This is a genomic window from Ruegeria sp. HKCCD8929 (genome assembly GCF_013031405.1).
GTDB lineage: Bacteria > Pseudomonadota > Alphaproteobacteria > Rhodobacterales > Rhodobacteraceae > Ruegeria.
In genome coordinates, this window is the sequence record NZ_WPZY01000011.1 from 136689 (window position 1) to 159685 (window position 22997).

The 22997-nt window shown below is 62.5% G+C and carries 28 protein-coding genes; 19 read left to right on the plus strand and 9 right to left on the minus strand.

All coding sequences use genetic code 11. The features are described from left to right. The first annotated feature begins 40 nt into the window (after positions 1 to 40). Genes GOX53_RS17175 through GOX53_RS17185 form a run of 3 tightly spaced genes read left to right on the plus strand, consistent with a single transcriptional unit; the run spans position 41 to position 2218 of the window. Positions 41 to 898, plus strand: coding sequence for a DUF692 family multinuclear iron-containing protein (locus GOX53_RS17175; RefSeq protein WP_171178462.1), 858 nt, complete (start codon positions 41 to 43; stop codon positions 896 to 898). After that, complete coding sequence (locus GOX53_RS17180) at positions 895 to 1650, plus strand: DNA-binding domain-containing protein (RefSeq protein ID WP_171178464.1); 756 nt, start codon at positions 895 to 897, stop codon at positions 1648 to 1650. The genes GOX53_RS17175 and GOX53_RS17180 overlap by 4 nt, the downstream gene beginning before the upstream one ends. 4 nt (positions 1651 to 1654) lie before the next feature. Continuing rightward, complete coding sequence (locus tag GOX53_RS17185; protein WP_171178466.1) at positions 1655 to 2218, plus strand: DoxX family protein; 564 nt, start codon at positions 1655 to 1657, stop codon at positions 2216 to 2218. A 54-nt stretch (positions 2219 to 2272) separates the two neighbouring features. On the opposite strand, the gene GOX53_RS17190 is transcribed toward GOX53_RS17185, so the two are convergent. Together GOX53_RS17190 and GOX53_RS17195 are read right to left on the minus strand one after the other, a co-directional pair. Continuing rightward, complete coding sequence (locus GOX53_RS17190; protein ID WP_171178468.1) at positions 2273 to 2641, minus strand: hypothetical protein; 369 nt, start codon at positions 2639 to 2641, stop codon at positions 2273 to 2275. Positions 2642 to 2682: 41 nt separating this feature from the next. Beyond that, positions 2683 to 3000, minus strand: a complete 318-nt coding sequence (locus GOX53_RS17195; RefSeq protein ID WP_171178470.1) for an ArsC/Spx/MgsR family protein — start codon at positions 2998 to 3000, stop codon at positions 2683 to 2685. Positions 3001 to 3218: 218 nt separating this feature from the next. Between GOX53_RS17195 and GOX53_RS17200 the strand changes: the two genes are divergently transcribed. Beyond that, entirely contained in the window at positions 3219 to 3425 is a 207-nt protein-coding gene (locus tag GOX53_RS17200; RefSeq protein WP_171178471.1) for a cold-shock protein, read from the plus strand. A 120-nt stretch (positions 3426 to 3545) separates the two neighbouring features. Here GOX53_RS17200 and thyX read toward each other — a convergent pair whose 3' ends face one another. Continuing rightward, positions 3546 to 4457, minus strand: coding sequence for an FAD-dependent thymidylate synthase (gene thyX / locus GOX53_RS17205; protein ID WP_171178473.1), 912 nt, complete (start codon positions 4455 to 4457; stop codon positions 3546 to 3548). 195 nt (positions 4458 to 4652) lie between these two features. Here thyX and GOX53_RS17210 point away from each other — a divergent pair, with 195 nt between their 5' ends. From GOX53_RS17210 to GOX53_RS17220, 3 genes are read left to right on the plus strand one after another with little or no spacing between them, the layout of a single operon-like run. Continuing rightward, entirely contained in the window at positions 4653 to 5081 is a 429-nt protein-coding gene (locus GOX53_RS17210; RefSeq protein WP_171178474.1) for a VOC family protein, read from the plus strand. Continuing rightward, positions 5075 to 5779 carry a DUF1194 domain-containing protein gene (locus GOX53_RS17215; RefSeq protein WP_217351822.1) on the plus strand — a complete coding sequence of 235 codons (705 nt, stop codon included), beginning with the start codon at positions 5075 to 5077 and terminating at the stop codon, positions 5777 to 5779. The genes GOX53_RS17210 and GOX53_RS17215 overlap by 7 nt, the downstream gene beginning before the upstream one ends. Next, complete coding sequence (locus GOX53_RS17220) at positions 5776 to 6504, plus strand: DUF1194 domain-containing protein (protein ID WP_171178478.1); 729 nt, start codon at positions 5776 to 5778, stop codon at positions 6502 to 6504. The genes GOX53_RS17215 and GOX53_RS17220 overlap by 4 nt, the downstream gene beginning before the upstream one ends. Here GOX53_RS17220 and GOX53_RS17225 read toward each other — a convergent pair. The 3 genes from GOX53_RS17225 to GOX53_RS17235 all read right to left on the minus strand — a co-directional run bounded on the left by GOX53_RS17225 (position 6498) and on the right by GOX53_RS17235 (position 7716). Beyond that, positions 6498 to 6992, minus strand: coding sequence for a MarR family winged helix-turn-helix transcriptional regulator (locus tag GOX53_RS17225; RefSeq protein WP_171178480.1), 495 nt, complete (start codon positions 6990 to 6992; stop codon positions 6498 to 6500). The genes GOX53_RS17220 and GOX53_RS17225 overlap by 7 nt on opposite strands. A gap of 77 nt (positions 6993 to 7069) precedes the next feature. Then, complete coding sequence (locus tag GOX53_RS17230) at positions 7070 to 7327, minus strand: succinate dehydrogenase assembly factor 2 (RefSeq protein WP_171178482.1); 258 nt, start codon at positions 7325 to 7327, stop codon at positions 7070 to 7072. Next, entirely contained in the window at positions 7324 to 7716 is a 393-nt protein-coding gene (locus GOX53_RS17235) for a helix-turn-helix transcriptional regulator (protein WP_171178519.1), read from the minus strand. The genes GOX53_RS17230 and GOX53_RS17235 overlap by 4 nt, the downstream gene beginning before the upstream one ends. Positions 7717 to 7808: 92 nt before the next feature. Between GOX53_RS17235 and GOX53_RS17240 the strand changes: the two genes are divergently transcribed. The 3 genes from GOX53_RS17240 to GOX53_RS17250 all read left to right on the plus strand — a co-directional run bounded on the left by GOX53_RS17240 (position 7809) and on the right by GOX53_RS17250 (position 10891). Beyond that, a complete protein-coding gene (locus tag GOX53_RS17240; protein ID WP_171178484.1) occupies positions 7809 to 9011 on the plus strand; it encodes a pyridoxal phosphate-dependent aminotransferase in 1203 nt (400 codons plus the stop codon). Positions 9012 to 9023: 12 nt separating this feature from the next. Next, positions 9024 to 9437 carry a hypothetical protein gene (locus GOX53_RS17245; protein WP_171178486.1) on the plus strand — a complete coding sequence of 138 codons (414 nt, stop codon included), beginning with the start codon at positions 9024 to 9026 and terminating at the stop codon, positions 9435 to 9437. An 80-nt stretch (positions 9438 to 9517) separates the two neighbouring features. Then, positions 9518 to 10891 (plus strand): dipeptidase, encoded by a 1374-nt coding sequence (locus tag GOX53_RS17250; RefSeq protein ID WP_171178488.1) that lies wholly within the window; start codon positions 9518 to 9520, stop codon positions 10889 to 10891. Position 10892: 1 nt separating this feature from the next. Here the strand turns inward: GOX53_RS17250 and GOX53_RS17255 are convergent, their stop codons facing one another. Further along, on the minus strand, positions 10893 to 12257 hold the full coding sequence (locus GOX53_RS17255) for an MATE family efflux transporter (protein ID WP_171178490.1): 1365 nt from the start codon (positions 12255 to 12257) through the stop codon (positions 10893 to 10895). Between the two features lie 104 nt (positions 12258 to 12361). Here GOX53_RS17255 and GOX53_RS17260 point away from each other — a divergent pair, with 104 nt between their 5' ends. From GOX53_RS17260 to GOX53_RS17270, 3 genes are all read left to right on the plus strand, one after another. Beyond that, on the plus strand, positions 12362 to 13000 hold the full coding sequence (locus tag GOX53_RS17260; protein WP_171178492.1) for a TIGR02453 family protein: 639 nt from the start codon (positions 12362 to 12364) through the stop codon (positions 12998 to 13000). Positions 13001 to 13164: 164 nt separating this feature from the next. After that, on the plus strand, positions 13165 to 13554 hold the full coding sequence (locus tag GOX53_RS17265) for a hypothetical protein (RefSeq protein ID WP_171178494.1): 390 nt from the start codon (positions 13165 to 13167) through the stop codon (positions 13552 to 13554). A gap of 30 nt (positions 13555 to 13584) precedes the next feature. After that, positions 13585 to 13989, plus strand: a complete 405-nt coding sequence (locus GOX53_RS17270) for a VOC family protein (protein WP_171178496.1) — start codon at positions 13585 to 13587, stop codon at positions 13987 to 13989. Between the two features lie 75 nt (positions 13990 to 14064). Here the strand turns inward: GOX53_RS17270 and ppk2 are convergent, their stop codons facing one another. Further along, the gene (gene ppk2, locus GOX53_RS17275) at positions 14065 to 14994 is read right to left on the minus strand and encodes a polyphosphate kinase 2 (RefSeq protein ID WP_171178498.1); all 930 of its coding nucleotides are present in this window, start codon (positions 14992 to 14994) and stop codon (positions 14065 to 14067) included. A 169-nt stretch (positions 14995 to 15163) separates the two neighbouring features. On the opposite strand from ppk2, the gene GOX53_RS17280 reads away from it, so the two are divergent. Further along, positions 15164 to 16042 (plus strand): alpha/beta fold hydrolase, encoded by an 879-nt coding sequence (locus GOX53_RS17280; protein ID WP_171178500.1) that lies wholly within the window; start codon positions 15164 to 15166, stop codon positions 16040 to 16042. Positions 16043 to 16134: 92 nt separating this feature from the next. Here the strand turns inward: GOX53_RS17280 and GOX53_RS17285 are convergent, their stop codons facing one another. Next, a complete protein-coding gene (locus tag GOX53_RS17285; RefSeq protein WP_171178501.1) occupies positions 16135 to 16743 on the minus strand; it encodes a carboxymuconolactone decarboxylase family protein in 609 nt (202 codons plus the stop codon). 260 nt (positions 16744 to 17003) lie between these two features. Here GOX53_RS17285 and GOX53_RS17290 point away from each other — a divergent pair, with 260 nt between their 5' ends. The 5 genes from GOX53_RS17290 to GOX53_RS17310 all read left to right on the plus strand — a co-directional run bounded on the left by GOX53_RS17290 (position 17004) and on the right by GOX53_RS17310 (position 22945). Further along, positions 17004 to 17891: a sulfotransferase domain-containing protein gene (locus GOX53_RS17290; RefSeq protein ID WP_171178503.1), complete on the plus strand. Its 888-nt coding sequence runs from the start codon at positions 17004 to 17006 to the stop codon at positions 17889 to 17891. A gap of 103 nt (positions 17892 to 17994) precedes the next feature. Next, on the plus strand, positions 17995 to 19953 hold the full coding sequence (parE, locus tag GOX53_RS17295) for a DNA topoisomerase IV subunit B (protein WP_171178505.1): 1959 nt from the start codon (positions 17995 to 17997) through the stop codon (positions 19951 to 19953). A gap of 36 nt (positions 19954 to 19989) precedes the next feature. Next, on the plus strand, positions 19990 to 20721 hold the full coding sequence (locus tag GOX53_RS17300; protein WP_171178507.1) for a hypothetical protein: 732 nt from the start codon (positions 19990 to 19992) through the stop codon (positions 20719 to 20721). A 600-nt stretch (positions 20722 to 21321) separates the two neighbouring features. Beyond that, a complete protein-coding gene (locus tag GOX53_RS17305) occupies positions 21322 to 22134 on the plus strand; it encodes a hypothetical protein (protein ID WP_171178508.1) in 813 nt (270 codons plus the stop codon). 76 nt (positions 22135 to 22210) lie between these two features. Continuing rightward, positions 22211 to 22945, plus strand: a complete 735-nt coding sequence (locus GOX53_RS17310; RefSeq protein ID WP_171178509.1) for a folate-binding protein YgfZ — start codon at positions 22211 to 22213, stop codon at positions 22943 to 22945. Positions 22946 to 22997: the final 52 nt, after the last annotated feature.

Here is a 22997-nt window from a genome sequence, read left to right on the forward strand (position 1 = left end):
TGGCCTGCCCCCAATTTCATTTTCCGCAGGAGACAGGGTGATGTTGGATAGTGCGAACAGGTCGAACCGCCTGCCCGCCGCGCCGGGCGTCGGTTACAAGCCCCAGCACTTTGCCCAGATCCTCGAAGCAGCCGCCCCGGTGGAATGGCTGGAAATCCATGCCGAAAACTACATGGGCGACGGTGGCCGCCCGCTGGCGCAGCTGCGCCATCTTTCCGAACAGTTTCCGATCTCGGTCCACGGCGTCGGCCTGTCCATTGGCGGCGAAGGCGCGCTGGACCCCGATCATCTGGCCCGGCTGAAACATCTGGTGGGCTGGCTCGACCCGGCCAGCTTTTCCGAGCATCTGGCCTGGTCCACCCATGACAGCCATTTCCTGAACGACCTGCTGCCCCTGCCCTATACCGACGCCACGCTGAACCGCGTGTGCGAACATATCGATCAGGTGCAGGAGGTGGTCGGACGGCAGATGCTGCTGGAAAACCCCTCGAGCTATCTGGCCTTTGACGAAAGCACCTGGGCCGAGCCCGATTTCCTGCGCGAAATCGCGCGGCGCACCGGCTGCGGGCTACTGCTGGATGTGAATAACGTCTTTGTCTCGGCCACCAATCTCGATTACTCGCCGCAAGGCTATATCGACGCCTATCCGCTTGAGAAGGTGGGGGAAATCCATCTGGGCGGACATGACGAGGATGAGGACGATCATGGCCGCCCGCTGCTGATCGACAGCCATGGGCGCGAGGTTGTGGACCCGGTCTGGAGCCTGCTGGATTACGTGCTGGACCGCTCGGGCCCCAAGCCGGTCCTGATCGAATGGGACACGGATGTGCCGGACTGGCCGGTCCTGCGCGACGAGGCGGTGCGCGCCCAGACCGCGCTGGAGCGTATCCCGGCATGAGCGTGTCGCAGGACATGTTCCGCGGCGCCCTTTTGGACGCCGCACAGCCAGTGCCACAGGGCCTGAGCGATGCGTATGACCGCCCCGCCGGCCGCCGCTTCAGCGTCTATCGCAACAACGTCGCCGTCTCGCTGACCGAAGCGATGCATCAGGCGTTTCCGGTCATCACCAAGCTGCTGGGGCCACAGAACATGGACGGGCTGTCTGGCATCTTCCTGCGCCAGCACCCGCCGTCATCGCCACTGATGATGTTTTACGGCAAGGCGTTTCCCGAGTTTCTGGCGGGCATGGAGCAATTGGCCCATCTGGGGTATCTTCCGGATGTGGCGCGGCTGGAACTTACGCTACGCCGGTCCTACCACGCGGCCGACAGCGCTGCGATTGCGCCTGAGGCGCTGGCCATCGATCCCGAGGAGCTGATGCGCGCGCGGTTGAAATTTGCCCCGGCGATGGAGATCTTGCGTTCCCCCTGGCCGGTCCATGCGATCTGGCGCTTCAACACCGAGGAGGGTGCGCCGAAACCGCAGGCCGGGGCTCAGGATGTTCTGATCACCCGGGCCGAGTTCGATCCCGCCCCCCATCTGCTGCCCGCAGGCGGGGCCGACTGGATCGACGCCCTGCGCGCCGGACAGACCGTCGGCGAGGCCCACGAAACCGCGCTCGCCACAGTCCCGGATTTCGATCTGGGCGCCACGCTGGCCCTGCTCTTGCAGGGCAACGCCATCACTTCACTCACCACCAACAAAGGATGAGGCCATGCACGCACTAGTCTCGATTCACAACAAAATCTTCGATCTTGTCGAAAAGGCCGGGGACTGGTTGCTGCCGCTATTCGCGCGTTTCACCTTTGCAGCGGTTCTGCTGATCTACTACTGGAATTCCGGAAAAACCAAGCTCGGTGAGGGAATTTTGGGCATTTTCAACCCTTCGATCGGCGCCTATTCGCAGATCTTCCCGAAACAGCTTGAAGCCGTGGGTTATGACACCTCGCAGTTCGGTCTGTTTCACTGGGCGGTCGTGATGGCGGGCACCTATGCCGAGTTCATTCTGCCGCTGCTGATCGTGATCGGGCTGGCCACCCGTCTGGCGGCGCTGGGGATGATCGGCTTTGTGGTGGTGCAGTCGCTGACCGACGTCTACGGGCATGGCGCAACCGATCTGGCGACGCTGGGCGCGTGGTTCGACAATCAGGCCAGCGGCGTGATCATGGATCAGCGGCTGTTCTGGGTGTTCCTGCTGACTTTCATCGTGGTCAAGGGGGCTGGTGTTCTGTCGGTGGACGCGCTGTTGCGGCGCCGGGCGGAACCGGCGATGGCCTGACCTCAACCCCGTGAATGTGTTGGACACCGGCCTGCAAGGGCCGGTGTTTTTGATTCAGAAATGCGCCTTGGGTTCATCCGGCTTGCCCGCCGCGATGGCCAGCACCCCGGCGACACCGGCAAACGCGACCGGGAACATGGTGAAGACGTTGAAGCCGAAGGCGTAATACATCCCCGCCGCCGACGCGAGCAGCAGGATGCCGCCCCAGAGCGCCCTCGCCCGGGCCATGGCGCCCCCGGCGATGGCCAGCATCGGCGCCACAATCGACATCACCTGTATCAGATCCGCATTCTCGACCTGTTCGGCGATGCCCTCGATCTCACCGAAATGCTCGATGGCCTCGATATAGCCAAAGCCGAAAAACCCGACGATCATTCCGATCAGACCGGCGATCACACCCAGTACCAGTGCCGCGTTGCGCATACTCTTTCTCCGTTACCGTGAGAGTGCAGATAAGGGCGCGATCAGCCGACGCCAAGGGCTGTGCGCGTTTCGGCGTTCCACCCAAGGTAGAGCTCTCCGTCCCGTTCGATCAGCGGGCGCTTCATCAGGGCCGGGTGGTCGGCCAGCAGGTCGGCCGGGGCGCGGGCACGCTCGGTCTCGTCCAATCCGCGCCATGTCGTTGAGCGGGTGTTGAGCAAGGTCTCGCCGAACCGCGTCAAGGCCTGCGCCAGAACATCTTGTGGCAAACCGTCCGAGCGCACGTCGACAAACTGCGCGTCCGGCAATAATTTCAGCGCCTTACGGCAGGTGTCGCAGGATTTCAGGCCAAAAAGCCGCATGGATTATCCCTCTCCCATTTTGCTCATTTTGTGGACAATGCGCGATATCCCACCGCCTTGTCCTTGATTTTTTGCTTTAGCGTGTAATTGTGAGGCAGGCGAAACCTGCGCTTGAAACCGGTCCGGGACCAATACCTGTCCGCCTTTGGGAGTTGGCATCGTCATTTACTACCCCACAAATCCTGTGGGCCACGTGCAAGTAGAAGGAGACACGGGACATGCCAACCGGCACCGTGAAATGGTTCAATACGACCAAGGGTTATGGTTTTATTGCGCCCGACGAAGGTGGCAAAGATGTGTTTGTTCATATCTCGGCCGTAGAGCGTTCCGGACTGACCGGGCTCGCCGACAACCAGAAGGTTTCCTATGAACTTCAGGATGGACGCGACGGCCGCCAGATGGCCGGAGAATTGAAACCTTTGTAATTCGTTTTCCGTATTCACGACGGGACTATCCAAAAAAGGTCGGCGGCCTGGGCTTGGCCGTTGACCGTTACGTTGGCGTGATCCCCCTGTCCGACCGCTATGCGGCCCGGAAGGTCGCGCTCAGCCTTCCCGAATGACCGCCTCGAACTCACGCCATTCCCGCGCCGACAGGCCCGAGTTTTCCTGTGTCACATCCTCGCCCTTGAGCATCCGGCGCAGGGTTTCGACCATCTGCGCCGACAGGTTCACAGCGCCCAGCCGGTAATCCTCGAACGCCCTGTAGGCGAAGGGCACCCAGTCGGCGACGATGGCGCACATCGCTTCGGCATAGACGCGAATCTCGTATTGCGCGTGGGCATCGGCGCGCAGCCGCAGGAAGTGGAACAGGTTGTGCAGGTCCACCTTCCAGTACCATTGGGTGTAGACATTGGCGGGCAGGTTCATCCGCGCCAGTTCCCGCGCCAGCCCCTGCTGGCCGTCCTGGCTGATCATCGCCTCGTAATTGTCGTAGCAGCGGGCGCTGTCGGCCTTGAGCATCTCCAGCACGCGCGCGGCCTCGGCCCCCTCAAGTGCGGACCCGCGGCCCTGATTGTTAATCTCGGACTGCGCGGCGACATGTTCGGGCGCCGGGATATAGAATTCGCGGTCGAGGATCGAATAGCGGGCGGAGTATTCGTTCACGTTGGCGGTGCGGTGGCGGATCCACTGGCGGGCGACGAAAACCGGCAGTTTCACATGCAGCTTGATTTCGCACATCTCGAACGGGGTCGAGTGCCAGTGGCGCATGAGATAACGGATCAACCCCTCGTCATTCTGCACCGATTTGGTGCCCTTGCCGTAAGACACCCGCGCCGCCTGACAGATCGCGGCATCGTCGCCCATATAGTCGATCACCCGGACAAAGCCGTGATCCAGCACCGGATGGGCGGTGTAAAGGTGATCCTCCATCCCCGGCGCGACCACGCGGCGTGTCTGCTGCGATTGCGCGCGCTGCGCCTCGATCTCGGCCAGTTGCTCAGGCGAAAGCGGCATGGGGGCTCCTTTCCGGAAATGAGTCGGGTCCCACTATATCTCTGCCAAACAGGAACCGGAACCGCGACATAAGGTATTGATGCAGATTATCTGGGGTCGCGTGCCCCGCCCCGGTTTCCGGGCCCGCGCCCCTCGACACCGGCGCGGGGCGCGCTAATCTTCGTGCCAGCGAAATACCACGAAGGATGGCACGAGATGGCGTTGAAATACCTGCACACCATGGTCCGCGTGAAGGATCTGGAGAAATCCATGGCTTTCTATGAGTTGCTGGGGCTGAAAGAGACCCGGCGTTATGAAAGCGAACAGGGCCGGTTCACGCTGGTGTTCCTGGCGCCCCCGGGTCAGGAAGAGGCGCCCATCGAGCTGACCTATAACTGGGATGGCGATGACGAGCTGCCCAGCGACAGCCGCCATTTCGGGCATTTGGCCTATGGGGTCGATGACATCTACGCCACCTGCCAGCACCTGCAGGACAATGGCGTGACCATCAACCGGCCGCCGCGCGACGGGCGGATGGCCTTTGTGCGCTCGCCGGACAATGTCTCGGTCGAGCTGTTGCAGAATGGCGAGGCGCTGGCCCCGGCCGAGCCCTGGTCCAGCATGGAAAGCACAGGCCACTGGTGATCCGGGGGCTAATAGCCCTGACGCTGGCCCTTGCGGCCGGCCCGGGTGGGGCGGCCCAGTGCCGTCTGGCCCTGGCACTGGCCATGGATGTATCAAGTTCGGTCGATGCCGCCGAGCACGATCTGCAGCGCGGGGGAATGGCCGCCGCGCTGATCGCGCCCGAGGTCGAACGGGCGTTTTTTGCCTCGCCCATGCCGGTGGCGCTGGCGGTGTACGAGTGGAGCGGACGGTTCAACCAGGAAGTTTTGGTGGACTGGCAACTGATCCGCAGCCCGGCGGATCTCTATGCGGCCTCGGCGCTTGTTGCCCGCGCGCCCCGGTCGCAGACCGAGTCGCCTACCGCGCTGGGGCATGCGCTGGCCTATGGCTCGCAACTGTTGCGCCGCGCGCCTCCGTGCCTTGCCCGAACCATAGATGTGGCGGGCGACGGGGAGAATAATGACGGCTACGCGCCGCATCTGGCCTATGCGCATTTTCCGTTCGAGGGCGTGGTGGTGAACGGGCTGGTCATCAACGGTGCCGATTTCGAGGCCGAGACCGGGCTGATCCCGTTTTACCGCTCCGAAGTGTTGCGCGGCCCCGGCGCGTTTCTGGAGATCGCGCAGGGGTTCGAGGATTACGAGCGCGCGATGCGGCGCAAGCTGGAGCGGGAGCTGTCCAATATGGTGATCGGTGCGGTGGACAGGGACCGGAAATGATCCGGGCCCTTGCCATGTTGTGCTGCCTTGTTGCCTCACCGCTTTCGGCGCAGTGCCGGCAGGCGCTGGCGCTGGGGCTGGACGTGTCGGGCTCGGTCGACAGTACCGAATACCGCTTGCAGATCGGCGGGCTGGCCAATGCCCTGCGTCATCCCGATGTGGAACGGGCGCTGCTGGGCACCCCCGGGGTGCCGGTGCGGCTGGCGGTTTTTGAATGGAGCGAGCCGGGCTATCAGCGCCTGCTGCTGGACTGGACCGAGATACGCGACGCCGCGACGCTTGCCGGGATCGCGGCGGATCTCGCGGCCACCGCACGGCAACCGGCGCCGAACGGCACCGCCGTGGGGGCGGCGATGCTCTATGGCGCCGATCTGCTGGCGCGGCAATCGGGGTGCTGGAAGCGCACGCTGGATCTGTCGGGGGACGGGAAACACAATATGGGTCCGCATCCGCGCGACATCCGCGAGGCGCTGGAGCCTTCGGGTGTAACCATCAACGGTCTGGTCATCGGCGCTGACGATCCGCATGGCGGCGACAAGCGCCAGATGCAGATCGGAGAGCTGTCGGCCTATTACAAGGCCTGGGTCATTCTGGGGCCAGATGCCTTTGTCGAGGTCGCCCTGGGGTTCGAGGATTACGAGGCCGCGATGGTGCGGAAACTGCGGCGCGAGTTGGAGGGGCTGGTTCTGTCCGCCCTGCCCGTCCCGGTCCCCGGCACTCAGTAGATATAGCGGATCTGATCGGTCCAGTAGCGCTCGACCCGGCGCAAGGCGCTGGTGATCTCTTCGATGCCCTCGGCCCCCAGCACACCCTTGGCCTGCAACCCCTCGGCGTGGCGCGAGAACAGGTCGGCGACGATATCGCGGATTTCACGCCCCCGCTGGGTCAGGCGCACCCGGACCGAGCGGCGGTCGATCTCGCAGCGCTGGTGGTGCATATACCCCATCTCGACCAGTTTCTTGAGGTTGTAGCTGACATTGCTGCCCTGATAGTAGCCACGGCTTTTCAGCTCGCCCGCCGTCACCTCGTTATCGCCGATATTGAACAGCAGCAGGGCCTGCACCGCGTTGATCTCCAACTCGCCCACCCGCTCGAACTCATCCTTGATGACGTCCAGCAGCAACCGGTGCAGCCGCTCGACCAGGGCCAGCGACTCCAGATAACTGGTCATGAACCCCTTGTTGCCGGTGGCAATCTGCGTCTCGATACTCATCCAACTCTCCGACTCGCTCGTGCTTTAAGCACACGATGCGGGGAAATGCCGAAGAATCGGTTAAGTCCAAATCTGTCTTATTTTTGAAACGTTTGCGCGATATCGGAAATCAGGGCGCCATAGGCGTCGGGCACGTCGGCCTGCCCGGTGACCCATTGATAGAGGTCCTGATCGTTCTCGTGCAGCAGCGAGTCGTAGAGGTCGAGACCCACCGCATCCATGTCGTCAAGGTTCCGGTTGGCATAGGCGGACAGGATCAGATCCATCTCTTTGATACCGCGCCGCATCGAGCGCATCTTCATCCGCCTGATCCGGTGTTCGCGCGGTTCGCTCAATGGTCGGCTCCGACCAGTTGGCGCAGGCGCTTTTCCAACCGGGCCGCGCGCTCGGCGGTGGTGCGCATCTCGCCCCGGATCGCGCGCAGCTCGGCCGCCATGGCAGCCAGATCGGCGTCGCCCTCATCGATATCCGCCGGAGCGTCCATGCCCTCGCCCTCGCCGGTCAGCAACCACATGATCGAGACGTTCAGCATGCCCGCCATCATCGAAAGGCGGTTGGCGCGCGGTTCGGACAGGTCCTGTTCCCATGCCGCTACGGTGGACTTTTTGACCCCCAGCCTGCGCGCCATCTCGGACTGGGACATTCCCGCCGCCTCACGCGCGCCCGCCACCCGGTCGCCGAAGGTCGCCGCATCGGGACCGTACCAGTCATTGTCATCGCTCATCGGGGTGCCCTCATCCGTCATTTCATACAGCTTGATCGTCATTCGGGCGCACCCTATGACAGACAGGCTGAACATACAAACCGAGGCCGCCCATGAGTTTCCTGTCTGCGACACTGTCGCGCGTCAAACCCTCGCCCACCATTGCGATGACGGCCAAAGCCGCTGAGCTGAAAGCCGCCGGTCGCGATGTGATCGGCCTGAGCGCGGGCGAGCCGGATTTCGACACGCCGCAGAATATCAAGGATGCGGCGGTGGCCGCGATCGCAGCGGGCAAGACCAAATACACCGCGCCGGATGGCATCCCCGAGCTGAAACAGGCGGTCTGCGCCAAGATGCGGCGCGATCACGGCCTGGAATACACGCCCGCGCAGGTCTCGGTGGGCACCGGCGGCAAGCAGACGCTCTATAACGCGCTGATGGCGACGCTGAACGAGGGCGACGAGGTGGTCATTCCCGCGCCCTACTGGGTCAGCTACCCGGACATGGTGCTGCTGGCGGGCGGTACGCCGGTGATCGCGGAAACCTCGATCCAGACCAATTTCAAGCTGACTGCGGATCAGCTTGAGGCGGCGATCACGCCAAAAACCAAATGGTTCATCTTCAACTCGCCGTCGAACCCCACCGGGGCTGGCTACAGCCGGGAGGAGTTGAAAGAACTGACCGACGTCCTGTTGCGCCACAACCATGTCTGGGTGATGACCGACGACATGTATGAACACCTGGCCTATGACGGGTTCGAGTTCTGCACCCCTGCACAGGTGGAACCGCGGCTTTATGAGCGCACACTCACCTGCAACGGTGTCTCCAAGGCCTACGCCATGACCGGTTGGCGCATCGGCTATGCCGCCGGTCCGGTCGAGGTGATCGCGGCGATGCGCAAGATCCAGTCGCAATCGACCTCGAACCCCTGCTCGATCAGCCAGTGGGCAGCGGTCGAGGCGCTGAACGGCACGCAGGAGTTCCTTGCGCCCAACAACGAGATTTTCGTGCGGCGGCGCGATCTTGTCGTGAAGATGCTGAATGAGATCGAAGGGATCAGCTGCCCCACATCCGAGGGGGCGTTCTATGTCTACCCGTCGATCGCCGGTCTGATCGGCAAGACCACGCCCGCAGGCACGATCATCGACAGTGACGAGGCCTTCGCCACCGCCCTTCTTGAAGAGGCCGATGTCGCGGTGGTGTTCGGGGCCGCCTTCGGGCTGTCGCCGAACTTCCGGGTCAGCTATGCCACCTCGGATGAGGCGTTGAAAGAGGCCTGCACGCGCATTCAGCGGTTTTGCGCGTCGCTGGTGTGACGAGGGGATAAAATGACCGCAGAGTTGCCACGCTACTATTTCCGCGTTCGCGACAACGGGGCCTTTGTGTTCCGTGTCGAAACGGAAAACCGCCAACGTCGGATCGAGATGGACCAGATTGCGGTGGTCAATATCCGCAACGGGGACATCAAACCGCATGGCGGGCGCACGCTGTCGCCCGAGGACAAGGACGAGATCGCGCGCTGGATGGCCGAGCGGACCGAACTGCTGGCCCAGCGCGATATCGACGACATTCACCGCGCGGTGGATTACCTCAACACCACCGCCCACTGGGCGCAATCCAAGGCCACCGATGCCCAGCTTGAGGAAGTGACGGACGCCCTGTTGCTGGCGATGCATGATTTGCGCTCGGTGCTGGTGCGCAAGAAGTCCGACCGGCTGATGGGCAAGGTCGGCAAGACCTGAGCCCGGCGCTTGTCTGGCTGACCGTTTCGGCGCACTCTGCCCCCCATATCCGGCAGGGTATGCGAGCGACGGAGGGCGGTATGAGCGGCTGGCAGGATTATCTGGACCAACACCAATCCCGGTTCGAGGCGGAGTTGCTGGAGTTTGTCCGCATCCCCTCGGTCTCGGCCATGCCCGAACACATGCCGGATGTTAAGCGGGCGGCGGGCTGGGTGGCGGACCGGTTGCGCGGCGCGGGGCTGGAGCATGTCGCGGTGCTGCCCACGACGGGGCATCCGGCGGTTTATGGCGACTGGCTGCATGCCGGGCCGGACAAGCCCACGGTGCTGATCTATGGCCATTTCGACGTACAGCCCGCCGATCCGTTCGAGCTGTGGGACAGCCCGCCGTTTCAGCCCGAAATCCGGCAGGGCTGCGTGTATGGCCGGGGGGCCTCGGACGACAAGGGTGGCATGTTCATCCCGATCCTGTCGGTCGAGGCGCTGTTGCAGGCGGGCGGGCGGCTACCGGTCAACGTCAAGTTCATCTTCGAAGGGCAGGAAGAGATCGGCTCGCCCGACATGCCGCCGTTCATCGCCGCCCAGCGCGAACGTCTCGCCTGTGACATGATCTTTTCCGCCGACGGGCTGCAATGGAGCGCGGATGAGGCGCAGCTGGTCATGGGCCTCAAGGGGCTGGTGGGGGTCGAGGTGATCGTGGAAGGCCCCTCTGCCGATCAGCATTCGGGCCTGCATGGCGGCGGGATCAACAACCCGCTGATGGCGCTCAGCCAGGTGCTGGCCTCGATGAAGGACCCGCAGTCGGGGCGCATCACCATCGACGGGTTCTACGACGACGTCGTGGACCTGACCATCGAGGACAAGGAACAGATCGCGCGCGTGCCGTTTGACGAGGCCGCCTATTGCGCCAGGCTGGGCGTGCCGGAGGCGTTCGGAGAGGAAGGCTATACCATCCGCGAGCGGATCTGGGGGCGGCCGACGCTGGAGCTGAACGGGCTGACCGGCGGCTATCAGGGCGATGGCAGCAAGACGGTCCTGCCCGCCCGCGCCAGCGCCAAGATCACCTGCCGTCTGGTTGCGAACCAGAAACCCGAACGGATTACCGAGTTGATCCGCGCCCATGTCGAGCGCCACCTGCCCCCCGGAGTCACCGCCCGCATCGAGCATCTGGCGGGCGATGCCGACCCGTTCCTGGTTCCGCGCGGCCACAATGCGACGCAGGCAGCCGGAGAGGTGCTGCGCGAGGTCTATGGCGAGGCGCCCTATGTCACCCGCGTCGGCGGCTCGATCCCGATCATGACGCTGTTTCTGCGCGAGTTGGGCGTGCACGGAGTGATGTTCGGCTTCAGCGTCGGCGACGAGAACCTGCACGCGCCGAACGAGTTCTTTCGGCTGGCCAATTTCCGGCGCGGACAGACGGCCTATTGCCGGTTGCTGGAGAAGCTGGGGGGCTGAGCTACTCGGCGGCGACGCCGATCTCCTTGACCGAGCGCATCCAGAACCGCGCCATCAGCATGACAGCGGCGCAGGCCAGACCCAGAACCAGCCCCATCCAGACGCCGATACCGTCCATGTGCTGAACGAAGCCAAAGTAATACGAGGCCGGGATACCCACGACCCAGTAGCTGAGCGCGGCCATGATCATGGGAACCTTGGCATCCTGCAGGCCGCGCAGCAGCCCCAATGCGATCACCTGCGCGCCATCGACCAGCTGGAACAGCGCCGCCATCGCCAGCAGGCCAACTCCGATGGCCAGAATATCCGGTCGCTGCGGATCGTCCGGCTCCATGAACAATGAGATCAGCGGCTCGGCGCAGGTCAGGAACAGGATGATGGTCAGGGCGGACATGATCAGCGACATCAGTGTCACGGCAACGGCCCCCCGTTCCAGATGGTTGCGATCCTGCCGGCCAAAGGCGTTGCCTGCCCGCACGGTGGCCGCGTTCGACAGGCCCAGATGCACCATGAACGTGGCCGAGGCCAGGTTGAGCGCGATCCCGTGCGCCGCCAGCGGCACCTGCCCCAGCCACCCCATCATGAAGGCGGATGTGGCAAACAGGCTGACCTCGGCCAGGGTGGTCAGCCCAATCGGAACGCCCAGTTTCCAGACGCGTGCAAACATCTCCCAGTCAGGGCGCCAGAACCGCTGGAACAGGTTGTGTTCGGGCAGCACTTTGACCGCGTAAACAATGACGGCGATCAGCGACACAAGCTGTGTCACGACCGAAGCGATGGCGGCACCGACCACGCCCAGTTCCGGCGCGCCCCAGTTTCCGAAGATCAGCGCATAATTGGTCACAGCATTGACGACAGCTGCTACCACCGTGATCCAAAGCACGATCTGCGTGCGCTCCAGTGCGGCCAGATAGGATTTGAGCACCATCACCAGCAGCGCCGGAAACAGGCTCCAGCCTGCAACCCGCAGGTAAACCGCTGCCGTCTGGGCCACCTGGGGCTCCTGCTTCAATGCGATCAGGATCGGATAGGACCACCAGAGCAAGGGCATCATCACCGCGGCATAGAGCAGTGACAGCCACAGGCCCATCCGGGTGGCGCGCCGGATGCTGGTCTCATCCTCTTCGGCGGCTGCCGCCGCGACCATCGGCATCACCGCCCAGCCGAACCCGGCGCCGAACAGGAACAGGACAAAGTAATAGCTGTTGGCCAGCGTCACAGCCGCCAGCGCCTCGACCCCGTACCAGCCCAGCATGACGGTATCGGTCAGCCCGATGGCGTACTGCGCCAGATGCCCGCCGATCAGTGGCAGGCCCAGCACGGAGATCGCCCGGAAATGGCCGCGATATGTCATGACTTGGGACATGTCGTCACGCTTATCAGCCCGCGGGGATTCCACAAGAGCCCCGATAAGATATTTCAAACCGAGACTTCACTGATAGACTGCGCCGACCAATCAGGAGGCCGCCCATGTCCGACCCGTTCGCACAGCTCATCCCCGAAGCCCGCGCCTATCTGGCCGAGCTTGCCGCCAATAACAGCCGCGACTGGTTCAATGATCACAAGGCGCGGTACGAGGCCGAGTTGAAGGGACCCGCGACGCTGCTGCTGGACCAGTTCGCGGCCGAAATCGGGGGCGCCGGGACCAAGCTGTTCCGCCCGCACCGGGACGTGCGGTTCTCCAAGGACAAGACGCCCTACAACACCCATCTGCACATGCTCTGGACCCTGCCCGGCGGGGGCCGCCAGGCGCCCGGGTTCTTCTTCGGCATCGCGCCGGATTATGTCAGCATCGGCGGCGGTGTGATGGGGTTCGACAAGGCGGTCCTGACCGATTGGCGCAATGCGGTGGACGGCCCGCTGGGCGCTGAATTGAAGCAGGTGCTGGACGGGCTGCGCGCCGACGGAATGCGGATCGGGGAGCCGGAACTGAAGCGCGTCCCGGCGCCGTTCGACAAGGGCCATCCGCGCGGCGAACTGTTACGGCGCAAGGCCCTGACGGTCTGGCGCGACCTGCCCGAGAGCGACTTCCACTCGCCGCTCGCGGCGCTGAGCGGGACTTATCAGAAACTGCTCCCGCTTTACGACAAGCTGCGGGAGTTTCTTTAGCGCCCAGCCGCTGAGCGGCCAGAGCGGATTTTCCACAAAAGGTCCCGACAAAGAGCCGCGCCCTCGGTTCAGGGCCGGCAGGTCAGTGGATGACCGCAGCGGCGCTTACTCTCGCGCGTTTATGCGCATGATATGAATACGTGTCCGGACCCGGGAGGATGACCGTGGAAACGATACTGCTTCTTATCGATGCGGGGATAAATCTTGGCCTTGGTCTTGTTCTCATGCCGTTTCCATCGTGGCTCATCCGTGCCCTCGGGCTGCCCGAGGCTGTGCCTACGTTTTACGCCAGGATATTGGGCGCCGTTCTGTTCGGCATCGGCCTCGCCCTGCTTTTCGAAGCCTATCCCGGGCTGACGGGCGCGGGCGGCTTGTCCCTGCACGGCGCGGTTGCCATCAACCTTTGCGGCGCCACGATGCTTGTGCTGACGCTCTTGTTTGCCAGGCTCGAAATGCCGTTTCGCGGGCGCCTGGTGCTATGGACATTGGTCTGCGTGCTTGTGGGCCTCAGCCTGGTCGAGATATGGATGTTGTCGAATGCAGCACCCCTTTGAGCCATACCCAACTGTCACAAAGGAGCAATCATGGAGTTTCACAAAGGCCGGTTGGTTGATCACATCCATCTTCGGGTCAGTGACCTGCAAAACAGCCAAAGGTTTTACGAAGGCGTTCTGAAATCGCTGGGCCGGGACCTCACATTGGTGACCGAAGAGTTCTTCATTGCCGATGAGCTGTTCGTCTCACAATCCGAGGAAACGCCCAGCCGCATTCACCTTGCCTTTCAGGCAGAGGATCAGGACCAGGTCCGCGCCTTTCACCGGGCCGCCCTTGCACATGGCGGCACCGACAACGGAGGGCCGGGCGAACGCCCCTACCATCCGGGTTATTTCGCGGCCTACGCGCTCGATCCGGATGGCAACAATATCGAGGCCGTCTATCACGGCCCCGCCGAGCGTTCGGCGGCGAGCGTTATTCTCACCGTCACCTGAAATCGGGCCCTGCTACGGCGCTGCCCCGGCGCGGGAAAGACGCGCCGAAGCGCCGGTCCGGCGCAGGACCTTCTACTACTTCACCCTTGCCTCGGGATGCAGTGCGGTGCCGAGTATATGCTCCGAACGATGGATCACGTGATGCGCCTGCCCGACGATCAGCGGATCGGGCTCGCCCACCAAATCCATGTCCTTGTCGGGATAATCGACCGTCGACAGGAAATGCCGCATGCAGTTCAGGCGCGCGCGTTTCTTGTCGTTCGACTTGACGATGGTCCAGGGCGCATCGGCGGTGTCGGTGTAAAAGAACATCGCCTCTTTCGCCTCGGTATAGTCGTCCCATTTGTCCAGGCTCGCCTTGTCGATCGGCGACAGCTTCCACTGTTTCAGCGGGTCGGTCTCGCGCGATTTGAAGCGGCGGAGCTGTTCTTCCCGGGTGACCGAGAACCAGTATTTGTAAAGCCTGACGCCCGAGCGCACCAGCATCCGTTCAAGCTCGGGCGTCTGGCGCATGAATTCCAGGTATTCGTTGGGCGTGCAAAAGCCCATCACCCGCTCGACACCGGCGCGGTTGTACCAGGAGCGGTCGTAGAACACCATTTCGCCCAGGGTCGGCAGTTCCTGCACATAGCGCTGGTAATACCATTGCCCCTTCTCCTCCCAAGTGGGCTTGTTCAGCGCCACCACCCGGGCCTGGCGTGGGTTCAGGTGCTCCATGAAGCGCTTGATGGTGCCGCCCTTGCCGGCGGCGTCGCGCCCCTCGAAGAGCATCACAAAGCGCTCACCGGTTTCCTGCGCCCAGTGCTGCACCTTGAGCAGTTCGGCCTGCAGTTTCGCCTTTTCCTTCTCATACTCCTTTCGGGCCATCTTGACCTTGTAGGGGTATTTTCCGCTTTCAAAGGCATCGCGGACTTTGTCCGCCGTCGTCTCGGCAGCGTGCGGTGGCGTGGTGTCGGCGCCATTAGGTTTCACTTTTTTCGCGTCGGTCCGGGTGACTGTCTCCATGCGTTCCTTCTCCTGTTCTGGATGTCGCGCATGGGCTAGCAGAACGGGCCTTTGCACGCGTTGATCCGTGTCAACAAAATGCCACATAACGGTGGACCTGACGTGACGTTCCGGCGTGTCTGGACCGGCGCCCACCACCGGGGCAGAGTGGGCAGCGGGAGGACGCGCCATGATCACCGGAACCGCCACACTGAACGGCCATGACTTCTTTCTGCGCCGCTGGGGGGATCCGGCGTTGCCGCCGTTGCTGATGCTGCATGGTTTCCCGGAATATGGCGGTGCCTGGTCCGATCTGGCGCCGCATCTCGCGCACCGCTTCCACTGCGTCGCCCCCGATCAGCGCGGATACGGGCAAAGCTGGGCGCCCGAGGGGGTCAGAAACTATACGGCGTCCGAACTGGTGCGGGACATGGCGACGCTGATCGGCCAACTGGACGCGCCGCTGACGGTGCTGGGCCATGACTGGGGCGCGGCGGTGGCCTATGGGCTGGCCATGTTCCAGCCGCATCTGGTGTCCCGCTTGATCATTGCCAACGGCGTGCACCCGGTTCCGTTCCAGCGCGCCCTGGCCGCCGGAGGGGCGCAGACACGGGCCTCGCAATATATCGGCTATCTGCGCGATCCCGAGGCGGCTGCGCGCTTGTCCGCGAATAATTTTGAAAAGCTCGAAAAGTTCTTCCGTCATGACCTGGGGCAGGATTGGATGTCGCCGCAGCGACTGGAGGACTACCGGACCGAATGGGCCCTTCCGGGGCGCCTGGACACCATGCTGAACTGGTACCGCGCCTCACCGCTGATACTCGCCAGCCCCGGCAAGCCGCGCACCGACATGCCCAAACTGCCCCACGACAGGCTACGTGTGCCCTGCCCGCATCTGCTGATCTGGGGGCCCGAAGACAAGGCGCTGCTGCCCGAGGCCACCGAAGGGCTGGAAGAGTTTGCCCCCAACCTTACCCGCATCACCATCCCCGACACCGACCACTGGTTGCATCACCAGAAACCGCAGGAAGTGGCCGAAGCCATCCTGGATTGGACCGCGAATACCTGACCCGACCTATCCTACCCCACACCAGCCCAACCTCTTCTTCTGTTCACAAATATCCCGGGGAGCGCGAGGGGCTGGCCCCTCGCTCCCATCCCTCACCGATGTCCCCAATCATCCGGATTCTCCGAGTTGTTCGGAGACAACCCCAGCACATCCCCCTCGGTCGAACACCCAAGCCCCAATACCGTCCTGTTGGCATAGGAAAAATAGGCACAGACCTGATTGATCTCGAGGATTTCGCCGTCATCCCACCCCGCCTGCCGCAGCGCCCGCACATCCGCCTCGACCATCGCCGCCGGATCCTCGGTCAGCTTGCGGGCGTAGCCCATGGCTGCGATCCGCGCGGGCTCCAGCGGGGCCGCATCCGGCTGCCGCGTCTCGATGGCGGCCCGGATCGCATCGCCCCGCGCCTCGTCCCCGAGCAACCGCTGCACCCCCTGAAAGTGATGTTCGACACAATAGGCGCAGCCGTTCAGCGAACTGACCCAGACCCCAAGCACCTCGAGGAACCACTTCGGAATGCGGTTCCCGGTGTGATGCAGCACGTTCTTGTAGAGCGCCATATGGCCTTCCATCGAATGCGGGCGCAGGGAATGCGCCATCATGATGTTGTCGACATTGTTGCCCGGCCCGGTCACCCGCTCATAGAGCTTCCTAAGCTTGCCTGTCGCGTCCTCAAACGGCACCGTCCTGATCCAGCTCATGCAGCCCCCTCCCTTTGTGTTTGTCCTGCATCAGCCGCAGCTTAGAGAGGTTCGGGACCGGCTTCGAGGCACAATCGACGGCCCTGCTTCTATTCCGGGCACATCCTTGAATGGCGGGACGCGCACAACGCGGAACACTCCTCGGTCGGCCGCGCGAGGTTACAAAAGCTGCTGCGGATGGCGGCCAACCAGCCTTTTCTGTTGCGTTTCTCCCGTACCGGACCTTTCCTGACCAGGACCTGCGCACAGGAGACGTCAGATTGACCGTCCGCAAACTCTACCTTGGCCCACTGACGGATAACAGGCGTTGGGATTCGGTGGATATCCGGCCCGACGACGTCATTGTCGTCACGCCTCCGAAATGCGGAACCACCTGGATGCAGACCATCGTGGCGCTTCTGTTTTCCGGCGATCCCGAGGTCGAAACGGAGTTGTCCGTGAAAATGCCGTGGGTCGATATCCGCCTCCGTGAGATGCCCGAGGTGGCCGAGCGGCTGGCGGCAATGACCACCCGGCGCAGTATGAAAAGCCACACGCCAATGGACGGGCTGCCGCTGCATGACCGGGCGCATTATATCTGCGTGTTTCGTCACCCGCTCGATGCGCATTTCTCGTATCGCAAACACGTGCGCAACATCCCGATGTCATTTTTCGATAGCTGGTATCCCGAGGACGATGCCGACGGCATCACCTTCCGCCGCTTTCTGGACGGCGGCGCCGAAGGGTTTGATGGCGATGCCATGCCGCTTGCGCATATCCTTCGGCACTATGAGGCCGCAACCGCCCTCGCGGACCGCCCCAATGTCTCGCTTTTTCACTATGCGGATATGACGCGCGATCTGGCGGGCACGTTTGACAGGCTGGCCGCTTTGTTGGGCATATCGCATCCTCCGCATGTTCTGGATCGGCTGGTACAGACGGCCACCTTCGACAACATGAAGGCCAGGGCCGAGCGCTTTGCCCCGTCCGGCGGCAAGGGGTTCATGAAATCCGACTCCGGGTTCTTCCATAGCGGCACCAGCGGCAAATGGGTGGGCAAGCTGACGGACAAGGAGCTGTCGGCATATGACGAAATCATGAACGCGCATCTGAGTCCGAAGGATCGGGCTTGGCTGGAGTTTGGATCTCAGGGACACTCGCCCGCCTGAGGCGCTGCTCGGCTGCGGATTATCCACAACACCTCGCGTCCCCCTTCCCCCGAACCACATCACCTGCCATAATGGCGAAAACCCAAGAACAAGAGCAGCAGCCATGCCCGAAGATCTTTTGACGCCGAGCGCGACCACCACCTATGACGCCTCCTCGATCGAGGTGCTTGAGGGGCTGGAGCCCGTGCGCAAACGCCCCGGCATGTATATCGGCGGCACCGATGAGCGCGCGCTGCACCACTTGGTCGCCGAGATCCTCGACAACTCGATGGACGAAGCGGTGGCGGGCCATGCCAACCGGATCGAGGTGGAACTGCACGAGGATTACGCCCTGACCGTGCGCGACAACGGGCGCGGCATCCCGATCGACCCGCATCCGAAATTCCCGGACAAATCCGCTTTGGAGGTCATTCTCTGCACCCTGCACGCGGGCGGCAAGTTCTCGGGCAAGGCGTACCAGACCTCGGGCGGCCTGCACGGGGTGGGCGCCTCGGTGGTCAACGCGCTGTCGGATTCGATGGTGGTGCAGGTGGCCCGCGACAAGCAACTGTTCGAGCAGCGCTTCTCGCGCGGCGTGCCGCTGGGCCCGGTGGAAAAGGTCGGCGCGGCGCCCAACCGGCGCGGCACCACCGTCACCTTCCACGCAGACGCCGACATCTTCGGCCATCACCGGTTCAAACCCGCACGTCTGTTCAAATCCATCCGCTCCAAGGCCTACCTGTTCTCGGGCGTCGAGATCCGCTGGAAATCGGCCATCGACGATGGCGAGACCCCGACCGAGGCCAGCTTCCACTTCCCCGGTGGCCTCAGCGATTACCTCAAAGAGACGATGAACGGCTCCTCCACCTATGCCGAACAGCCCTTTGCCGGCACCGTCGATTTCAAAGAGAAATTCGGCGCGCCCGGCAAGGTGGAATGGGCGATCAACTGGACGCCCTCGCGCGACGGGTTCATCCAGTCCTACTGTAATACCGTGCCCACGCCCGAGGGCGGCACCCATGTGGCCGGGTTCTGGGCCGCGATCCTCAAGGGGATCAAGGCTTATGGAGAACTCACCAACAACAAGAAGGCGGGCCAGATCACCCGCGACGACCTGATCACCGGCGGCTGCGCGCTGGTGTCGTGCTTTATCCGCGAGCCGGAATTCGTCGGCCAGACCAAGGATCGGCTGGCCACGGTCGAGGCACAGCGGCTGGTGGAAAACTCGGTGCGCGACCATTTCGACAACTGGCTGGCGGCGGATACCAAATCGGCCGGGGCGATTCTGGATTTCCTCGTCCTGCGCGCCGAGGAACGGCTGCGGCGGCGTCAGGAAAAGGAAACCGCCCGCAAAAGTGCCACCAAGAAACTGCGCCTGCCCGGCAAGCTGGTGGACTGTTCGGCCACCAACCGCGACGGCACCGAGCTGTTCATTGTCGAAGGCGACAGCGCCGGCGGCTCGGCCAAGATGGCGCGCAACCGCAAGACGCAGGCGCTGCTGCCGCTGCGCGGCAAGATCCTGAACGTACTGGGCGCGGCGTCCTCGAAACTGGGCTCGAATGCCGAGATCAACGACCTGACGCAGGCGCTGGGGGTCGGCCTTGGCACCAAGTTCAACATCGACGATCTGCGCTATGACAAGATCATCATCATGACCGACGCGGATGTTGACGGCGCCCATATCGCCTCGCTGCTGATGACCTTCTTCTTCACCCAGATGCGCCCGATGATCGACGCGGGCCACCTGTACTTGGCCTGCCCGCCGCTCTATCGCCTGACCCAAGGCGCCAAGCGGGTCTATTGCCTGGACGAGATGGAGCGGGACGAGTGGCTTGAGAAAGGTCTGGGCGGTAAAGGCAAGATCGACGTCTCACGCTTCAAGGGTCTGGGCGAGATGGACGCCAAGGACCTGAAAGAGACCACGATGGACCCAGGCAGCCGCAAGCTGATCCGGGTGACGATCGACGAGGACGAACCCGGCGAGACCGGCGATCTGGTCGAGCGCCTGATGGGCAAAAAGCCCGAACTGCGGTTCCAGTACATTCAGGAGAACGCGCGGTTTGTGGAGGAGTTGGATGTTTGAACGGCAAACCCGCTGAAAAACGCGAGGCAAATAAAAATGGCGTCCCGACAACTTGCATCCTTAGGTTTGAAATTTACCAAAATATATCTGGTTCTTCTCTTTGGCGGCCTGCCTGTCGCAATGTATTTTGGCGTATTGAATGTAAAGCCTCTAGAAATAAACGAGCTTGGTGACTTTCTCGCGGGTGCATTTGGACCTCTAGCGATATTTTGGCTCGTCCTAGGATTCTTTCAGCAAAGTAAAGAATTGCAAAATAGTGTAGATGCTCTGAATCTGCAGGCAAAAGAACTCGCGCACTCCGTTGAACAGCAAAAAGAGATGGTCAGAGTCACCCGCGAAACACTTGAGCACGAACGGGAAGTGCTCAGTCTTCAAGCGCAAGCCCAAAAAAATCGCCTTCAACCCAAATTGGATATCAAGTTCGGCGCAAATTCCAAAACGGGAACCCAATACAGGTACTTCGCCAGGGTAAATAACATAGGGCATACAGTCGCCAACTTTTCAATAGACTTCTTTTTCAATGCAAGGAGTTTTCTCCATGTAAACAAAGAACTGCTTCGCTTTGAGGATACTGCAGAACACAGATCAAATAACAATCTGGAGGCGATAACTGAGCCTCTAACTGCAATTGCCACTTTCGACGACAGCGAAGGTGATACGTTTGAAAGCGAGTACCAAGTTACATATCTTGGGTCTGAGAATGACTGGCCTCGGTATACCTTACAGAGAACAAGGCACGAAAAAAGGACCCAATCTAACAAGCCGTAGGATGGGTTTCCAACCCACCACTGCTCCACCACAATCCGCGCACAGGCGTGAGATGGGTGTCCCCACCTGTTATTTGTAAATCCGCTGGCGCAGCGATGGGTTAAAAACCCATCCTACCCCAACCACGAACCTCGCGCCCGGCCCGAGGGTGGGCGCGTGCATGATGCCTTGCACCCTGCATTGGGTTGGATGGGGCGAGGCATTCCCACAAACCGTAGCAAGCGTAGGATGGGTGCTCGCACCCATCATTCGGAATTCTCTGTGACGCAACGATGGGTGTAAACACCCATCCTACCCCAACCACAGACCTCGCGCCCGGCCCGAGGTTGGGTCGGGCGCGTGCGGAATGCAAGGCGTTCCGCAAGGGAGTGAATAGGGCGAAACCTCACAACAAACCGTAGGGCGGGCTTCAGCCCGCCACCCCTCCAACAAACAGGACCGCGAAAACCGCGCCAAACGTCGCTCACCACACGCCATAAACACTTTGTACAAAACAAACAAACCCTGCCCCGGAGCCGGTACAAGACGAACAAAACACCGCAACCCTACAACTTCGTGAGGACGGTTGCCTGAGCCCCCTGCCCCCGTAAACTCCCCCACATGACGTTCATTGCCGATAACCAGTTGCCGCTGCTGATCCTGTTCTTTCTGATCGGATCGGTCGGCACCGCGTTCCTGTTCCGTAAACCCGCCGGGCACCGGGCATGGAAGCTGGCGGATCTGGTCTGGGTCGTGCTGGGCGGCATCGGCGCCTTAGTTGCTGTTTTAGCTGGACTTTATACCGCCGACAGCTCGCGCCTCGACCGGCAGATCGATGTGGCCTATGCCGCCAGCCTCGCCTTTGACCGCGACGCAGCGCGGTTCCGGCTGCGGTTCTGCGATCCGGCCTATGACCCCGATACCGCTGTTTTGTGCGAAAAGGTCGAGTTCCTGTCCGCCTCGACCGCCAGCAACTCCGAGCTGCCGCTGTTCATCGCCGTCACCAACGAGGTGGCGCCGCTGCAGGGGCTGAATTTCCTGTTCGGCGGGTCGGACAAGGACGACATGGACGAGATGCGCGAGAAGGTGGCGCAGGCGGATGCGTTCGAGATCGACCAGTTCCTGGTCTTCACCTCGCTGGACGAACCCACCCAGGCCGCCATCGACAACCTGCGCCGCAAGGTGCCCGCGATTGCAGGGGATTACCTGATCATCGCGCAGAGCTATGACGATCTCGTCGAGCAGGTCGGCAAGCTCAAGGATGAGTGGGAGTATCTGCAGGACAACGCCGAGATCCTGCTGTTGCAGATCATCGCCCTGTGTCTGGTCAGCTTCGCGGCGCCGTTCCGGCTGGGCAAATCGATTGTCGAACTGCGGGCGAGCCGGGGCGCCGCCCCCACGCCGCGCCGGGGTCAGGGGAAGCGGGCCAAGTAGAACGGTTATCTCGGCTCTGGTCTTGGGGCCATGATCTCCTATATCACGGGGTCCGAACAGATCATGAGGACCGCCCATGCCCACCCGCCGCATCCTGCGCCTGACCGGCAAAGACACCGAGGATTTCCTGCAGGGGCTGGTCACCAATGACATCGCCCGGCTGGAACAGGGGCTGGTCTATGCGGCGCTGCTGACGCCGCAAGGCAAGTATATCGCCGATTTCTTCTTGGCCCGGGATGGTGACGGGGTGCTGCTGGATGTGGCCGAGGATCTGGCCGACATGCTGGTCAAACGGCTGGGCATGTACAAGCTGCGCGCTGACGTGACGATTGCCGAGAGCGGGTTGCAGGTGCAGCGCGGCACCGGTCCCGCCCCCGAGGGTGCGCTGCCCGACCCGCGGCACGCGGATATGGGCTGGCGGGCCTACACCGAAGCGCCCGAGAGCGACGATGGCAGCGACTGGGATGCGATCCGGGTGGCTCATTGCATCCCTGAAAGCGGGATCGAGTTGACGCCCGACAGCTATGTTCTGGAATCCGGGTTCGAGACGCTAAACGGGGTGGATTTCAAGAAGGGCTGTTACGTCGGTCAGGAGGTCACGGCGCGCATGAAACACAAGACCGAGCTGCGCAAGGGGCTGCGGGTGGTCGAGATCGACGGCAGTGCACCTGTCGGGGCCGAGATCAAGGCGGATGGCAAAGTCGCAGGCACGCTCTTTACCCAATCCGGCGGGCGGGCCATCGCCTATTTGCGGCTGGACCGGGCAAAGGGGGCGATGCAGGCGGATGAGGCTTCGGTGCACCTGCCCTAAAGCCTCCCGCCATTAACCTGAGACATAGCCGGCAGCCTTGAAGTAGTTCCAG

Coding starts and splice junctions, on each gene's coding strand:
- GOX53_RS17175 (WP_171178462.1), top strand. CDS start 41: ATGTTGGATAGTGCGAACAGGTCGAACCGCCTGCCCGCCGCGCCGGGC.
- GOX53_RS17180 (WP_171178464.1), top strand. CDS start 895: ATGAGCGTGTCGCAGGACATGTTCCGCGGCGCCCTTTTGGACGCCGCA.
- GOX53_RS17185 (WP_171178466.1), top strand. CDS start 1,655: ATGCACGCACTAGTCTCGATTCACAACAAAATCTTCGATCTTGTCGAA.
- GOX53_RS17190 (WP_171178468.1), bottom strand. CDS start 2,641: ATGCGCAACGCGGCACTGGTACTGGGTGTGATCGCCGGTCTGATCGGA.
- GOX53_RS17195 (WP_171178470.1), bottom strand. CDS start 3,000: ATGCGGCTTTTTGGCCTGAAATCCTGCGACACCTGCCGTAAGGCGCTG.
- GOX53_RS17200 (WP_171178471.1), top strand. CDS start 3,219: ATGCCAACCGGCACCGTGAAATGGTTCAATACGACCAAGGGTTATGGT.
- thyX (WP_171178473.1), bottom strand. CDS start 4,457: ATGCCGCTTTCGCCTGAGCAACTGGCCGAGATCGAGGCGCAGCGCGCG.
- GOX53_RS17210 (WP_171178474.1), top strand. CDS start 4,653: ATGGCGTTGAAATACCTGCACACCATGGTCCGCGTGAAGGATCTGGAG.
- GOX53_RS17220 (WP_171178478.1), top strand. CDS start 5,776: ATGATCCGGGCCCTTGCCATGTTGTGCTGCCTTGTTGCCTCACCGCTT.
- GOX53_RS17225 (WP_171178480.1), bottom strand. CDS start 6,992: ATGAGTATCGAGACGCAGATTGCCACCGGCAACAAGGGGTTCATGACC.
- GOX53_RS17235 (WP_171178519.1), bottom strand. CDS start 7,716: ATGAGCGATGACAATGACTGGTACGGTCCCGATGCGGCGACCTTCGGC.
- GOX53_RS17240 (WP_171178484.1), top strand. CDS start 7,809: ATGAGTTTCCTGTCTGCGACACTGTCGCGCGTCAAACCCTCGCCCACC.
- GOX53_RS17245 (WP_171178486.1), top strand. CDS start 9,024: ATGACCGCAGAGTTGCCACGCTACTATTTCCGCGTTCGCGACAACGGG.
- GOX53_RS17250 (WP_171178488.1), top strand. CDS start 9,518: ATGAGCGGCTGGCAGGATTATCTGGACCAACACCAATCCCGGTTCGAG.
- GOX53_RS17255 (WP_171178490.1), bottom strand. CDS start 12,257: ATGTCCCAAGTCATGACATATCGCGGCCATTTCCGGGCGATCTCCGTG.
- GOX53_RS17260 (WP_171178492.1), top strand. CDS start 12,362: ATGTCCGACCCGTTCGCACAGCTCATCCCCGAAGCCCGCGCCTATCTG.
- GOX53_RS17270 (WP_171178496.1), top strand. CDS start 13,585: ATGGAGTTTCACAAAGGCCGGTTGGTTGATCACATCCATCTTCGGGTC.
- ppk2 (WP_171178498.1), bottom strand. CDS start 14,994: ATGGAGACAGTCACCCGGACCGACGCGAAAAAAGTGAAACCTAATGGC.
- GOX53_RS17280 (WP_171178500.1), top strand. CDS start 15,164: ATGATCACCGGAACCGCCACACTGAACGGCCATGACTTCTTTCTGCGC.
- GOX53_RS17285 (WP_171178501.1), bottom strand. CDS start 16,743: ATGAGCTGGATCAGGACGGTGCCGTTTGAGGACGCGACAGGCAAGCTT.
- parE (WP_171178505.1), top strand. CDS start 17,995: ATGCCCGAAGATCTTTTGACGCCGAGCGCGACCACCACCTATGACGCC.
- GOX53_RS17300 (WP_171178507.1), top strand. CDS start 19,990: ATGGCGTCCCGACAACTTGCATCCTTAGGTTTGAAATTTACCAAAATA.
- GOX53_RS17305 (WP_171178508.1), top strand. CDS start 21,322: ATGACGTTCATTGCCGATAACCAGTTGCCGCTGCTGATCCTGTTCTTT.
- GOX53_RS17310 (WP_171178509.1), top strand. CDS start 22,211: ATGCCCACCCGCCGCATCCTGCGCCTGACCGGCAAAGACACCGAGGAT.